The 12,848-nt window shown below is 69.1% G+C and carries 10 protein-coding genes; 6 read left to right on the forward strand and 4 right to left on the reverse strand.

The genetic code is table 11. The features are described 5' to 3' along the window. Nucleotides 1-44: 44 nt before the first annotated feature. Both AOZ06_RS19985 and AOZ06_RS19990 read right to left on the reverse strand, forming a co-directional pair. A complete protein-coding gene (locus AOZ06_RS19985) occupies nt 45-968 on the reverse strand; it encodes an aminoglycoside phosphotransferase family protein (RefSeq protein WP_054290796.1) in 924 nt (307 codons plus the stop codon). A 97-nt stretch (nt 969-1,065) separates the two neighbouring features. Continuing rightward, on the reverse strand, nt 1,066-1,665 hold the full coding sequence (locus AOZ06_RS19990; RefSeq protein ID WP_054290797.1) for a TetR/AcrR family transcriptional regulator: 600 nt from the start codon (nt 1,663-1,665) through the stop codon (nt 1,066-1,068). A 204-nt stretch (nt 1,666-1,869) separates the two neighbouring features. Between AOZ06_RS19990 and AOZ06_RS19995 the strand changes: the two genes are divergently transcribed. Further along, nucleotides 1,870-4,818, forward strand: a complete 2,949-nt coding sequence (locus tag AOZ06_RS19995; RefSeq protein ID WP_054290798.1) for a PQQ-dependent sugar dehydrogenase — start codon at nt 1,870-1,872, stop codon at nt 4,816-4,818. A gap of 89 nt (nt 4,819-4,907) precedes the next feature. Here the strand turns inward: AOZ06_RS19995 and AOZ06_RS20000 are convergent, their stop codons facing one another. Then, the gene (locus tag AOZ06_RS20000) at nt 4,908-5,480 is read right to left on the reverse strand and encodes a TetR/AcrR family transcriptional regulator (RefSeq protein ID WP_157233125.1); all 573 of its coding nucleotides are present in this window, start codon (nt 5,478-5,480) and stop codon (nt 4,908-4,910) included. A 363-nt stretch (nt 5,481-5,843) separates the two neighbouring features. On the opposite strand from AOZ06_RS20000, the gene AOZ06_RS20005 reads away from it, so the two are divergent. Continuing rightward, the gene (locus tag AOZ06_RS20005; protein WP_054290800.1) at nt 5,844-6,761 is read left to right on the forward strand and encodes an SDR family oxidoreductase; all 918 of its coding nucleotides are present in this window, start codon (nt 5,844-5,846) and stop codon (nt 6,759-6,761) included. Here the strand turns inward: AOZ06_RS20005 and AOZ06_RS20010 are convergent. Continuing rightward, a complete protein-coding gene (locus AOZ06_RS20010) occupies nt 6,752-7,717 on the reverse strand; it encodes a helix-turn-helix transcriptional regulator (RefSeq protein ID WP_054296766.1) in 966 nt (321 codons plus the stop codon). The genes AOZ06_RS20005 and AOZ06_RS20010 overlap by 10 nt on opposite strands. Before the next feature lie 804 nt (nt 7,718-8,521). On the opposite strand from AOZ06_RS20010, the gene egtA reads away from it, so the two are divergent. Genes egtA through egtD form a run of 4 tightly spaced genes read left to right on the forward strand, consistent with a single transcriptional unit; the run spans nt 8,522 to nt 12,833 of the window. Further along, complete coding sequence (egtA, locus tag AOZ06_RS20015; protein ID WP_054290801.1) at nt 8,522-9,751, forward strand: ergothioneine biosynthesis glutamate--cysteine ligase EgtA; 1,230 nt, start codon at nt 8,522-8,524, stop codon at nt 9,749-9,751. Next, nucleotides 9,748-11,094 carry an ergothioneine biosynthesis protein EgtB gene (egtB, locus tag AOZ06_RS20020; RefSeq protein ID WP_054290802.1) on the forward strand — a complete coding sequence of 449 codons (1,347 nt, stop codon included), beginning with the start codon at nt 9,748-9,750 and terminating at the stop codon, nt 11,092-11,094. The genes egtA and egtB overlap by 4 nt, the downstream gene beginning before the upstream one ends. Nucleotide 11,095: 1 nt before the next feature. Next, entirely contained in the window at nt 11,096-11,869 is a 774-nt protein-coding gene (gene egtC / locus AOZ06_RS20025; RefSeq protein ID WP_054290803.1) for an ergothioneine biosynthesis protein EgtC, read from the forward strand. Further along, nucleotides 11,862-12,833, forward strand: coding sequence for an L-histidine N(alpha)-methyltransferase (gene egtD, locus AOZ06_RS20030; RefSeq protein ID WP_054290804.1), 972 nt, complete (start codon nt 11,862-11,864; stop codon nt 12,831-12,833). The genes egtC and egtD overlap by 8 nt, the downstream gene beginning before the upstream one ends. Nucleotides 12,834-12,848 lie beyond the last annotated feature (15 nt).

The raw sequence follows: 12,848 nt of genomic DNA on the forward strand, positions 1-12,848 counted from the left end.
TCTTCGCGGGACGGTCGAATCTGTCTGGTCGGCGCAGGGCCCTGCTAGCCGCGTTCAGCGAGTGACGGCAGCGCACGCCAGTTGTCGAGCGCGGGTTTCATGCCCTCGGCCAGTGCGGGCATGTCCGGCACCTGCGCCAGGCACGCCACTACCTGCAGCATCCGAATGCCCTCGAACAACCGCAGTGCGTCCTCGTTCAACGGCTTGCCCGCTGCCTGCGCGTAGGCCTGTTCGGCGTCCGGCCCGCCGAACGACAGGTCCCACTCCACCGGGCCGCGGGTGACCAGTTCGAAGTCCGAGCAGAGTTCGCCCCGCGGGGTGACGATGAGGTTGTACAGTGGCGAATCGCCGTGGATGGGCTGCGACTCCACGCCAGGGAACGCCGCCGTGAACGCCGCTTCGCTTTCCACCAGCGGTTTCACCGCCGCCCATTCCCGCACCGCGCGGTCGAGGTCCTCCTGGCTGATCAGGTCCCTGCGGTCGGCGAGGAAGGCGAACGAGTTGTCGAAGAACGGGTGGAACGAGTCCATGAACGGCAGTTCGCCGGGGTACTCGCGCAGTGCCTGGTGCAGGTCCGCGGCGAGCTGAGCGGCACGGACCATGTCGGGCTCCGCGTCCGGTACCTGTTCGACGTACTGCCAGAACGTCATCGAGAAGCCATCACGGCTGACCGGCTCACGCGCGACAAGCGGGCTTGGAGCGACGACGGCGTGACCCCGGTCAGCCAGCCACCCCGCCACGGCCAGCTCTCGCTGCTGACTGGCCAGTTGCTGGGCGGGTGTTGTCCACGCGGGCAGGACCGTCGGCACGCGCACGACCACCGGTGACGGCTTCAGGTGCACGATGACGGAGAACAGGCTGTACAGGACCTGCGGCTCGGTGACCGTGAGCCCGAGGTCGCGGCCAGCGGCCGCCGCGGCGTCACGCGCCCGGTCGGTGCGAGCCGCCACTTGTTCGTCGGTGAGCATGCCCCGATCCTGGCACACATCCGTTACCGGCGATTCATCCTTTGGTACCCCCTCGCGCAACCGGCCGATCCCGACCGTCCACACACGACAGGTGCGGTCAGTCGCTGACCTCAACGCCACGGCGGTGCCGGCGCACGCTTTCCTCGACCAGATCGAGCACCGGTTCCAGATCGTCGGCGGGCAGGCCCATCGCCAGGTGCGACACGAGGCCTTCCAGCACGAGTTCGAGGAACGCCGTGAGCACCTTCACATCGATGTCGTCACGCAGGTTCCCGGCTTCGCGCTGCCGTTGCAGGCGCTGCCTCGTCGCCTCGGTCAGCGCCTCGGACCGCTCGGCCCACCGGCCGCGGAACTCCGGGTCCGTGCGCAGCCTGCGGGACACCTCCAGCCGCGTGCCCAGCCAGTCCGCCGGGTGGTCCTGGCCGGCAGGCGCCGCCAGCAGGTCGCGCATCACCTGGACGAGGCCCTGCTCGGCCACCACGTCGGCCATCCGCCGGGCCTCGTCCTCGGCGAGCGCGAGGAAGAGGGATTCCTTGTCGCGGAAGTGGTGGAAGATCGCGCCACGGGACAGGCCGGTGGCTTCCTCGAGCCTGCGCACGGTCGCGCCCTCGTAGCCGAAGCGCGCGAAACACGTCCGTGCGCCGTCGAGGATCTGACGGCGGCGGGCGTCGAGGTGGTCCTGGCTGACGCGTGGCATCGAACAATCGTCCCACGCGCCGGGGAAGTATCGCAATCCGTACGTACGGATTGCGACCGGCGAGGGCGTACACAGAGTAACAGGGATTGACAGAGGGTCCGCCGAAGGTGTGTGATCCCACTCATAGATAGGAAACTTTCTTATCTAATTAGTTGTCCATCCGCCGCAGTACCTCCGCCCCGACAATCCCTGTAGGAGGCCTCAGTGGCACCCCGTTCCCAATGGCGCGGGACGTTGTCGTCCTGCGCCGCGGCTGTCGTGACTGTGCTCGCGTTGGCACCAGTCGTGGACGCGCAGACCAGCGTCAACGCCGTCACCAAGTACGAAGCCGAGACCGCGACGATCACCCAGGGCGTCGTGGAGTCCAACCACACCGGGCACACCGGCACTGGTTTCGTCAACTACGACAACGTGGCCGGCAGTGCTGTCGAGTTCACCGCGGCCGCCCCGCAGGCGGGCACCGCGACGCTGAAGTTCCGGTTCGCCAACGGGACGAACGTGAACCGGCCGATGGACATCTCGGTCAACGGGACCGTTGTCGCACAGAGCGTGGCGTTCAACGGCACCGGTGCGTGGACGACATGGCAGGACGTGACGGTCACCGCGCAGTTCACCGCGGGGGCCAACAAAGTCCGGGCGAGCGCGTCCACCGCCACCGGTGGACCCAACCTCGACTACCTCGAAGCCGACGTCGCCGCGCCACCCGCGGGCAACGACTACGAAGCCGAGGACGCGACGATCGCCCAAGGTGTCGTGGAATCCAACCACGCGGGGTTCACCGGACGCGGATTCGTCAACTACGACAACGTGATCGGCAGTTCCGTCGAGTGGACGGTGAGCGGGCCGGGCGCGGTCGACCTGGTGTTGCGCTACGCCAACGGCACCGCGGTGAACCGGCCGATGGACATCTCGGTCAACGGCACGGCTGTCTCGTCCGGCCTGGCCTTCGACGGCACCGGCGCGTGGACGACCTGGCAGACCAAAACGGTGAAAGCCACGCTCGCGGCGGGACCGAACAAGATCAAGGCAGCGGCGACCACCGCCAACGGCGGGCCGAACGTCGACAAGCTGTCGGTCCGGACCGCGGACGACGAGGCGCCGTCCGCGCCGCCGAACCTCCGCTCCACCGGGAAGACCGCCCGGACGACCTCGCTGGCCTGGGACGCGGCCTCCGACAACGTCGGTGTGTCGGGCTATGACGTGTACCAGCACGGGCAGTTCATGAAGTCCGTCGCGGGCAACGTCCTCGCGACCACGGTCGAAGGGCTGCAGCCGGACACCGCGTACGACTGGACGGTGCTGGCGAAGGACGCCGCGGGCAACGTCTCCCAGGCGAGCGACAACGTCGTGGTGCGCACCGATCCCGCTCCGCCGGACAACGAACCGCCGACAGTGCCGGGCAACCTGACCTCGCCGGGCAGGACAGCGACCACAGTGGACCTGGCGTGGATCGCGTCGACCGACAACGACAAGGTCGCGGCGTACGACATCTTCACCGACGGCGTGCGGTCCGGATCGGCCGACGGCACCGCGACCAGCACGACCGCGGCGGGCCTGACCACCGGCGAGGAGTACAGGTTCAAGATCCGGGCCCGTGACGCGGCAGGGAACGTTTCCGGTTTCAGCAACGAGATCGCGGCGACACCGTCCCAGGGCGGCCCGTCCGGCGTGCCGAACCCCGGCACTGTCAGCACGATCGCGAGCGGTGTCGATGTCGTGTGGGGCGTGGCATTCCTGCCCGACGGCTCGGCGTTGTTCAGCGAGCGCAACACGTTCAACATCTACCGGATCACCGAAGGCGGCACGAAACAGCTCGCGGGCAAGATCAGCCAGGCGGCGGGCACCAACGGCGAAGGCGGCCTGCTCGGCCTGGAAGTCGCGCCGACGTTCGCGCAGGACCACTGGCTGTACGTCTACCACACGACCGCCGGCGACAACCGGATCATCCGGGTCAAATACGAGAACGGCCAGCTGGTGCCGAGCTCGTACCAGGTGCTCCTGCCGGGCCTGGCCCGCAACAGGTACCACAACGGCGGCAGGCTGCGCTTCGGCCCGGACGGCAAGCTGTACGCGTCCGTCGGCGACGCGCAGAACAAGGCCAACGCGCAGAACAACAACTCGCCCAACGGCAAGATCCTGCGGATCAACCCGGACGGCTCGATCCCGCCGGACAACCCGTTCGGCAACGCGGTGTGGAGCAAGGGACACCGCAACCCGCAGGGCCTGGACTTCGACTCGCGGGGCCGTCTGTGGGCCGCGGAGTTCGGCGACAGCAGCCAGGACGAGGTCAACCTGATCACCCGCGGCGGCAACTACGGCTGGCCTGGTTGCGAGGGCACCGGTGGCGACGGCTGCGCGGGCACCATCCTGCCGAAGAAGACGTGGCCGACCAGCCAGGCCTCGCCGAGCGGGCTGACCATCATCAACGACCACGTGTTCGTGGCGACCACGGTCGGTCAGCGCGTCTACCGGATGCGCATCGACGCCAACAGCAACCTGGTCGACCAGCAGACATACTTCCAGAGCACGTACAACCGCCTGCGCACGGTCGAGGTCGACCGCGACGGCGACATCTGGCTGACCACGTCGACCGACAAGGACGGCACCGACGGCAACGACCGGATCCTGCACGTGGACATCCAGTACTCGGGCGGCGGTGGCGGCGACTTCAAGCTGACCAGCTCCGCGTTCGCCGACAACGCGATGATCCCGGCGAAGCACACGTGCGCGGGCGACGGCACAGCGGGCCAGGACCCGTCGCCGCCGCTGGCGTGGGGCAAGCACACCGACGCCAAGAGCTACGCGATCGTGTTCGCCGACCGTGTCAACGACGGCAACAAACGGCACTGGATCATCTGGGACATCCCACCGGGCACGGTGTCGTTGCCGGAGAACCTCGGCGCGGGGTTCACCGTGCCCAGCCAGGGTGGTGCCAAACAGAAGGCGATGGGCAGCGGGGCCAACTCGCAGAAGTACTTCGGCCCCTGCCCCGGCGGCGGCACCAACCCGTACACGTTCACGCTCTACGCGGTGAACGTACCGACGCTGTCCGGGGTCACCTCGTCCAGCGGGCTTGACGTCATCCAGAACGCGATCATCGACGGCAGCGGGGCCAGCACCGTCCTCAGGGGACGGTCGAACGCCTCGACATGAGACCGCTCGGGTGGCCGGACCTTGGCGGCGATCCGGTCACCCGGGCACCCAGCCCCGCGTGGGGGCACCGAAGGTGGTGAGCGGTGCCCCTACGCGGTTCCACGTTCGTCCAGCAGGCCGTCGACGATCAGCCTGGTCGCCCGCTGGATGTCCAGCGGCGGCAGCGGGCGGGTGAGCACCTCGGTGATCAGCCCGTCGAGGCAGGCGAGCAGGATCCGGGCGTGCCCCTCGGCGTCGGGGGAGCCAAGCCGGTCCAGCCAGCGCCCGCCCAGCTGCCAGTAGCGCACGGACCAGCCGAGGATCTGGTCGGCGATCTCCGGCCGCCACGCCGCCTCGAGGAAGATCGCGCGGCGGGCCAGCGTCAGCTCGCGCGCCTGCTCGGTCATGTACAGCACCATGTCGGTCAGCCTGCGCGCGAACGCCTCGCGGTCGACGACACCCTCCACCCTGCCCAGCAAGTCGGCCAGCAGTGACTGCTCGGTCTTGACCAGGTGGCCCAGCACGCCCTGGATCAGCGCGTCACGGGTGCGGAAGTGGTTGGACGTGCTGCCCTTGGGCAGTTCGGCTGCCGTGTCCACGGACAAGTGGGTGAGCGCTCGCGGGCCGCCCCTCGCCAGTACGGACACGGCTCCGATCAGGATCTCGTTTCGGCGGGTAGGCACTTGTGAATAGTACTGCATATGTAGTTTTCGATCATCTTTTTCCTGGTGTCGGGTTGGTTTGCGCGTCACAAGATTTTCCCGCACCGGGGGCCGACCTCTGGGCAGGAGGGGTGGTCTTGGTTCGGGTTGGCCGACCTCCTGACAGCCCGTGGTCGGCTTGCCAAGGCCGACGGGCAGGAGCACCCCCGAAGCACCTCTTCGCGCTTGCGCGCTGGCCGCTGGGGGCTGGTCTGCGCTTGCGTGTGGGCTGCGCTGGGTTGGCTCTGTGCTTGCGTGCGTGCCGCTGGGTTTTGTTGGGGTGGTTTCGATCATTCTCGTGAACCATGTCAGGTCCTGTCAGGGTTCGGTCGCATCGTTGTTTTCATGAGCAAGGCGTTGAACGGCAAGGTGGCAGTGGTCGCGGGCGGGACCCGTGGCGCGAGCAGGGCGATTGCGGTGGAACTCGGGCGCGCTGGGGCGTTCGTGTACGTCACCGGCCGCAGTTCGGGGGCTGGCCGGTCCGAAGTGGATCGTCCGGAGACGATCGAGCAGACCGTCGAGCTGGTCGAGCAGGCGGGTGGCGCCGGCGCGGCGATCAGGGTCGACCACCTCGAACGTGACCAGGTCGCTGGGCTTGCCCAGCGGATCGACCGGGAACAGGGGCGGCTGGACATCCTCGTCGACGGCATCTGGGGCGGCGACAACTACATCGGGTGGGGCAAGGCTGTCTGGGAGCAGTCACTGGACGAGACCCTGCGGATGATCCGGCTCGGCGTCGACGCCCACCTCATCACCAGCCACTTCCTGTTCCCGTTGATCATCCGTCAGCCGGGTGGGCTGGTCGTGGAGATGACCGACGGCACGGCCGAGTACAACGCGAAGTACCGCAAGGGCACGTCGTTGGGGTTCTACCTGGCGAAAGCCGCGTCCCAGCCCCTGGCGATCGGGGAGGCGTTCCAGACCAAGGAGCACGGCACGACGGTCGTCGCGATGACGCCGGGGTGGCTGCGTTCCGAGGCGATGCTGGAGGCGTTCGGGGTGACCGAGGCGAACTGGCGGGACGCGGTGGCGGAACGGCCGCACTTCGCCATCTCCGAGACACCGGCGTTCACCGGGCGGACCGTGGCTGCGCTGGCGGCGGACCCCGACAAGGCGCGGTTCTCCGGGCAGACCCTCAACAGCGGTCAGCTTGCCAAGATCTACGAGATCGACGACGTGGACGGCAGCAGGCCGGACGCGTGGCGTTACATCGCCGAGGTCGAGGAGCCGGGCGAGCAAGCGGACACCACCGGTTACCGGTGACGGTCGAGCATCCGCCGTGCGGTGTCCGCGAACGCGGCCCGCACGGTCTCCGGCTCGAGGACCTCGACCTCGGTACCCAGCGCGAGCAACTGCCCGGCTGCGATGTCCGGGTGTTCGAGGCCCAGTTCGACCTCGGTCCAGCCGTCCTCGCCCGGCGGCGGGGCCTGGGCGAGCGCCTGGGATGCCAGGTCTGGGTCGAGTACTACCGGTAGCGCGCGTACGCCGGTCGGGCTGAGCCGGACCCGGACGGTGAACTGCTGCAACGACCGTTCGAACTGCGCGGACGACTGCTGCCACCACGTCGCGAGGTCGAAGTCCGCCGGGCGTTCGAAGCGGGAGTCGAGCTCCTCGACCGTCGTGATCCGGCTGACCCGGTAGGTCCTGATGCTGCCGTCGACCCGCGCCACGAGATACCAGACGCCTGCTTTGAGCACGATCCCGAGCGGGTCGAGTACGCGCTCGACGGTGTGCTCGGCGCGGCCGTATGCGACGCGGACCTGGCGCTGCTCCCATACTGCGCGGGCCATGTCGGCGAGGTGCTCGGCGTCGTCCGCGCGTTTGAACCATCCCGGTGCGTCGAGGTGGAAACGTTGTGCGACGTGCTGGGCCTGGTCGCGCAACGGCGCCGGGAGGGTCGCGGAGACCTTCGCGTGCGCGGCTGAGACCGCTGTGCCCAGGCCGAGGTCGGCGAGGGCGCGCGGCACCCCCATCGCGAAGATCGCCACGGCTTCGCGTGAGGTCAGGCCGTCCAGCCGGGTGCGCCAGCCGTCGACCAGCCGGACACCGCCACCCCGGCCCTGCTCCGTCCAGATCGGGACGCCGGTGGCCTGCAGGGCGGCGATGTCCCGGTGCATCGTGCGTTCGGACACCTCCAGCGCCTCGGCCAGTTCGGCGATCGTCGCACTGCGCCTGCTCTGCAGGGTGAACAGCAGTGCCACCAGGCGTTCCGCTCGCATGCGGCCGATCATACTACGGTCCGAACTATGCTTGTAGTCGGCGTCCCTTGTCGTGTGTGCCGGACCGCGTCCGCCGGTTTGGTGTGGCGGACGACGCGGTGTTCCGTTCACTTTGTGCCGGCCTTGTCAATGCCGGAGTCCAAGTGTCCGATGTGGATGACTTCTCGTGGGCAGCCGGGCCGTCGCCGTGCGGCGGTAACAACAGTGTTGTGCGCGCGAGTCGCGTTTTGGTGACGCGTAAGGACTCCGGTACACCACGTACACGGCACGGCCGATGGTCCGTCGATGAGATCTGGGCCACGTCGTTGAATTCGGCGTCCCGGTCGTGCGGCGACTGTGTCGTGCTGATCCTCGCGCTCGCGGACGAATCGGACATCGGCCGGCGTGATCTTCACCGTATGGCGCCGCGTTCGCGCTCGTGCGTGCGGGATCGTGTTGCCTTGGTTGGTGATGCCGCTCACGTGATGACGCCCGACCTGGGGTGGGGCGCTTGTCGGGAGCTTCGAGGACGGTGCCGCGCTGGTCGTTGCCCGGCGACAAATTCTGACACCGAAGAAGCACCGCGGCAGTACGATCCGTTGCGGCGCAAGGCTTCTTGGTGTGTGGCGGCCACCCTGTGGCAGGTCGGCCCGCAGACTGCGTGGCCGCGTATGGCATTCGCGCGTAACGCGTTGCTCCGTACCGGTGGACTGTTGATGCGCTGAGTAATCGCCGCTGGTCCAGGGTGACTCGTAACGTCTTCACAATGCTTTTGTCGGACCCCCGGGGTAGCGTCTTTGTCGGTTGAATCGAAGGAGCGCAACCGTGACCATATTGCGAGACACCCCCATCGACGGGCCGGAGTTCCGCCCGTTGCGTGAGCGGGTGGAGGCCGAGGCGTACGTGGCCTCGGTCTGTTTCAAACACGGTCCACCGAGACTCACCGGCGTCGAGCTCGAATGGACAGTCCACCACGCCGGCGACCCCGCGCGACGGCTGTCGGCCGAGCTGCTCAGGCAGGCACTCGGCGACCACGCGCCACGAACACTCAATCCAGACAGTCCCCAGATTTCCTTGCCAGGTGGCTCACCGCTCACCGCCGAGCCAGGCGGTCAGGTCGAGATCTCGGCTCAGCCGGAGGATTCCCTGACCGACCTCCACGCCACCGTTTCGGCAGACACCGAATACCTCGCCGGGTTGCTCGCCGCCCGCGGCCTGACCATGGGCGAGTCGGCGATGGATCCATATCGGACACCGGCGCGAGTGCTGGAAACCCCGCGTTACCTGGCGATGGAGAAGGCCTTCGAGCCGCTCGGCAGCCACGGCATCACGATGATGTGCAACACCGCGGGCTTCCAGGTCTGCGTGGACGCGGGCGAACGGCAGGACCTGGCCGTGCGCTGGCGTGCCGCGCACGTGCTCGGCCCGCCGTTGTCCGCCCTGTTCGCCAACTCACCGCAGATGCTCGGCCGGCGCACCGGGTGGGTCTCCAACAGGCTGCACACCGTCCTGGGCACGGATCCCGTCCGCACGTACCCATCGGAGACAACCGATGACCCGGCGACGAGCTGGGCGCGCCGCGTGCTCGACACGCCGTTGCTGTGCGTGCGCCGCGACGGCGGTTGCTGGGACGCGCCATCCGGCGTGACCTTCGCCGACTGGGTCGCGGGCGCGGTCGACCTCGGCCGCCAGCCGACGGTCGCCGACCTGGAGTACCACATCTCGACCCTGTTCCCGCCGGTGCGGGCGCAGGGCTACCTGGAGATCCGGTACATCGACGCCCAGCCGGGCGGCGACTGGCTCGCGCCCGCGGCGCTGGTGGTCGCGCTGTTCAGCGAGGCCGACAAGGTGATCGACATCTGCGAGCCGGTCGCGAACGACTGGCTGACCGCGGCACGTGCGGGCCTGGGCGATCCCGCGCTGGCCCGCGTGGCCGCCAGCCTCGCCGAGCTCGGCACCTCGGCACTGGGCGCCACGGGACTGACGCCCGAGCTGGCGCGGCGGGTGACCGGTGACATCGACCGCAGGCTGCATGACGGGAGGAACCAGGGATGACGGTATTCGGTGAGCTCGACACGGAGACGTTGCGCGACCGGGTCGCCCGGCAGCTGACCCGCTCGCGCGCCCGCAGCACCGCGCTGACCGACGCGGTCGACGACGAAGACCTGATCCGCCAGCACTCCAAGCTGATGTCCCCGCTGGTGTGGGACTACGCGCACATCGGCAACCAGGAGGAGCTGTGGCTCGTCCGGGACGTCGGCGGCCGTGAGCCGGTGCGCGAGGACATCGACAACATGTACGACGCGTTCCAGAACGCGCGTGCCGACCGGCCCGCGTTGCCGTTGCTCTCGCCGACCGAGACCCGGTCGTACGTGCGCGAGGTCCGCGACAAGGTGATGGACGTGCTGGCGAGCACGAAGCTGGAAGGCCGCAAGCTGGTCGAGAACGCGTTCGCGTTCGGCATGATCGTGCAGCACGAACAGCAGCACAACGAGACCATGCTGGCCACGCACCAGCTGCGCAAGGGCGACCCGGTGCTGCACGCGCCGTTGCCGCCCGCCCCGCCCGGCCCGGTGGTCGACAAGGGGATCCTCGTCCCGGCAGGCCCGTTCACCATGGGGACCTCGGTCGAGCCGTGGGCACTGGACAACGAGCGCCCCGCGCACCAGGTGCACGTGGACGCGTTCGTCATCGACAAGTACCCGGTGACCAACGGGATGTACCTGGAGTTCGTCGACGCAGGCGGCTACGACCAGCAGCAGTGGTGGAGCGAGGAGGGCTGGGCGTACCGGCAGAAGGCCTCGCTCGTCGCGCCGCGGTTCTGGGTGCGTGACGGCGACCGCTGGCTGCGGGACTGCTTCGGCGTGGTGGAGCCGCTCGTGCTCGACGAACCGGTCGTGCACGTCTGCTACCACGAGGCCGAGGCGTTCGCCGCGTGGGCGGGCAAGCGGCTGCCGACCGAGGTGGAGTGGGAGAAAGCGGCCCGCTTCGACCCGGCGACCGGCCGGTCCCGCCGCTACCCGTGGGGCGACGAGGACCCGGGGCCCGAGCACGCCAACCTCGGCCAGGCGCACCTGCGCCCGGCGCGGATCGGCGCGTACCCGCTCGGCGAGTCCCCGCTGGGTGTCGCCCAGCTGATCGGGGACGTGTGGGAGTGGACCAGCGGTGACTTCCACCCCTATCCCGGTTTCGTGGCGTTCCCGTACCGCGAGTACTCCGAGGTGTTCTTCGGCCCGGACTACAGGATGCTGCGCGGCGGGTCGTTCGGTGCGGACGCGGCTGCCTGCCGCGGCACGTTCCGCAACTGGGACTACGCGATCCGCAGGCAGATCTTCAGCGGTTTCCGGCTGGCCAGGGACGCCGGACCCGAGGAGCGCCTGCTGGACGAACAGCGCTGACGTGTGCCGCCATCTGGGTTACCTCGGCCCCGCCGTGTCCGCGGCGAGCCTGGTGCTCCACCCGCCGCACTCGTTGCTGCGGCAGAGCTGGGCGCCCGCGGACATGCGCGGCGGCGGCACGATCAACGCCGACGGGTTCGGTGTCGGCTGGTTCGCCGGTGACGGCGCGACGGTCTACCGCCGCGCCAGTCCGATGTGGACCGACTCGGCGCTGCCGGGCTTGCTGGGGCCGTTGCGGGCGACGGGAGTGCTCGCGGCGGTCCGTTCGGCGACCGTCGGTATGCCGGTGGTCGAGACGGCCGCCGCGCCGTTCACCGACGGCCGGTGGTTGTTCAGCCACAACGGGGTTGTCCGCGGCTGGCCGTCGTCGGTGGAGTCACTGGCGGCGGGTTTGCCGGTGGCCGACCTGATGACGCTCGACGCGCCGACCGACGCCGCGTTGCTGTGGGCGCTCGTCCGTGCCCGGTTGCGGGACGGTCAAGGGCCGTGCGACGCGGTCGCCGACACGGTGTGCGCAGTCGCGGAACTGGCTCCGGACTCGCGGCTGAACCTGATGCTCACCGATGGGCGGACGCTCGTGGCGACCGCCTGGACCCACTCGCTCAGCACGCTGGTCACCGAGGACTCCGCGGTGATCGCGTCCGAGCCGTGGGACACCGATCCGCGTTGGACACCCGTCCCGGATCGCCACATCGTGACGGCCACGGCAACCCCGGGGCCGCCATCGCTCGCCGTGCAGCCGCTCGGCGCCCGACCAAAGGGATCCCATGACTGAACCGGTGGTCGACGTCCACCTGGCCGAGGACCACGCCGCCCGCGCGCTCGCCGCGGACGCGCGCGTCGGCCTGTCCGCCACACCGAAAGTCCTGCCGCCCAAGTGGTTCTACGACGCACGCGGCAGCGACCTGTTCGAACAGATCACCCGCCTGCCCGAGTACTACCCGACCCGCGCCGAACGCGAGATCCTCGGCGACCGCGCGGGCGAGATCGCCGCGGCCAGCCAGGCCCGCACCCTGGTCGAACTCGGTTCCGGCTCGTCGGAGAAGACCAGGCTGTTGCTGGACGCCCTGCACGCGGCGGGATCGCTGCGCCAGTTCGTCCCGCTGGACGTCTCCCGCACGGCGTTGCGCGACGCGGCCGAAGCGCTGGCCGTGGACTACCCGGCCCTGGAGGTGCACGGGGTCGTCGGCGACTTCACCGAGCACCTGGCGTTGCTGCCCGGCGAGGCTCCGCGCGTGGTCGCGTTCCTCGGCGGCACGATCGGGAACCTGCTTCCTGTCGAGCGCGCGAAGTTCCTGGCCTCGTTGCGTGACGTGCTGCAGCCGGGGGAGTGGCTCCTGCTCGGCACGGACCTGGTGAAGGACCCGGAGACCGTTCGCGTCGCCTACGACGACGCGGCAGGTGTGACGGCGGAGTTCAACAAGAACGTCCTGCACGTGCTCAACCGTGAGCTCGGCGCCGACTTCGACGTAGACGCGTTCGACCACGTGGCCAAGTGGGACCCGGACAGCGAGTGGGTCGAGATGCGCCTGCGCGCCCAGCGCGCCATGCGGGTCCGGATCCCGGCGCTGGACATGGTGGTGTCCTTCACCGAAGGCGAGGAGCTGCACACCGAGATCTCCGCCAAGTTCCGCCGGGAGACCATCGCGGCCGAGCTCGCCGACACCGGTTTCGAACTGACCGAATGGTGGACGGACAAGCAGGACAGGTTCGGCCTGTCGCTGTCCCGCGCGGTCTGAGCCCTCCGGCCGGGT

The organism is Kibdelosporangium phytohabitans (assembly GCF_001302585.1).
GTDB lineage: Bacteria > Actinomycetota > Actinomycetes > Mycobacteriales > Pseudonocardiaceae > Kibdelosporangium > Kibdelosporangium phytohabitans.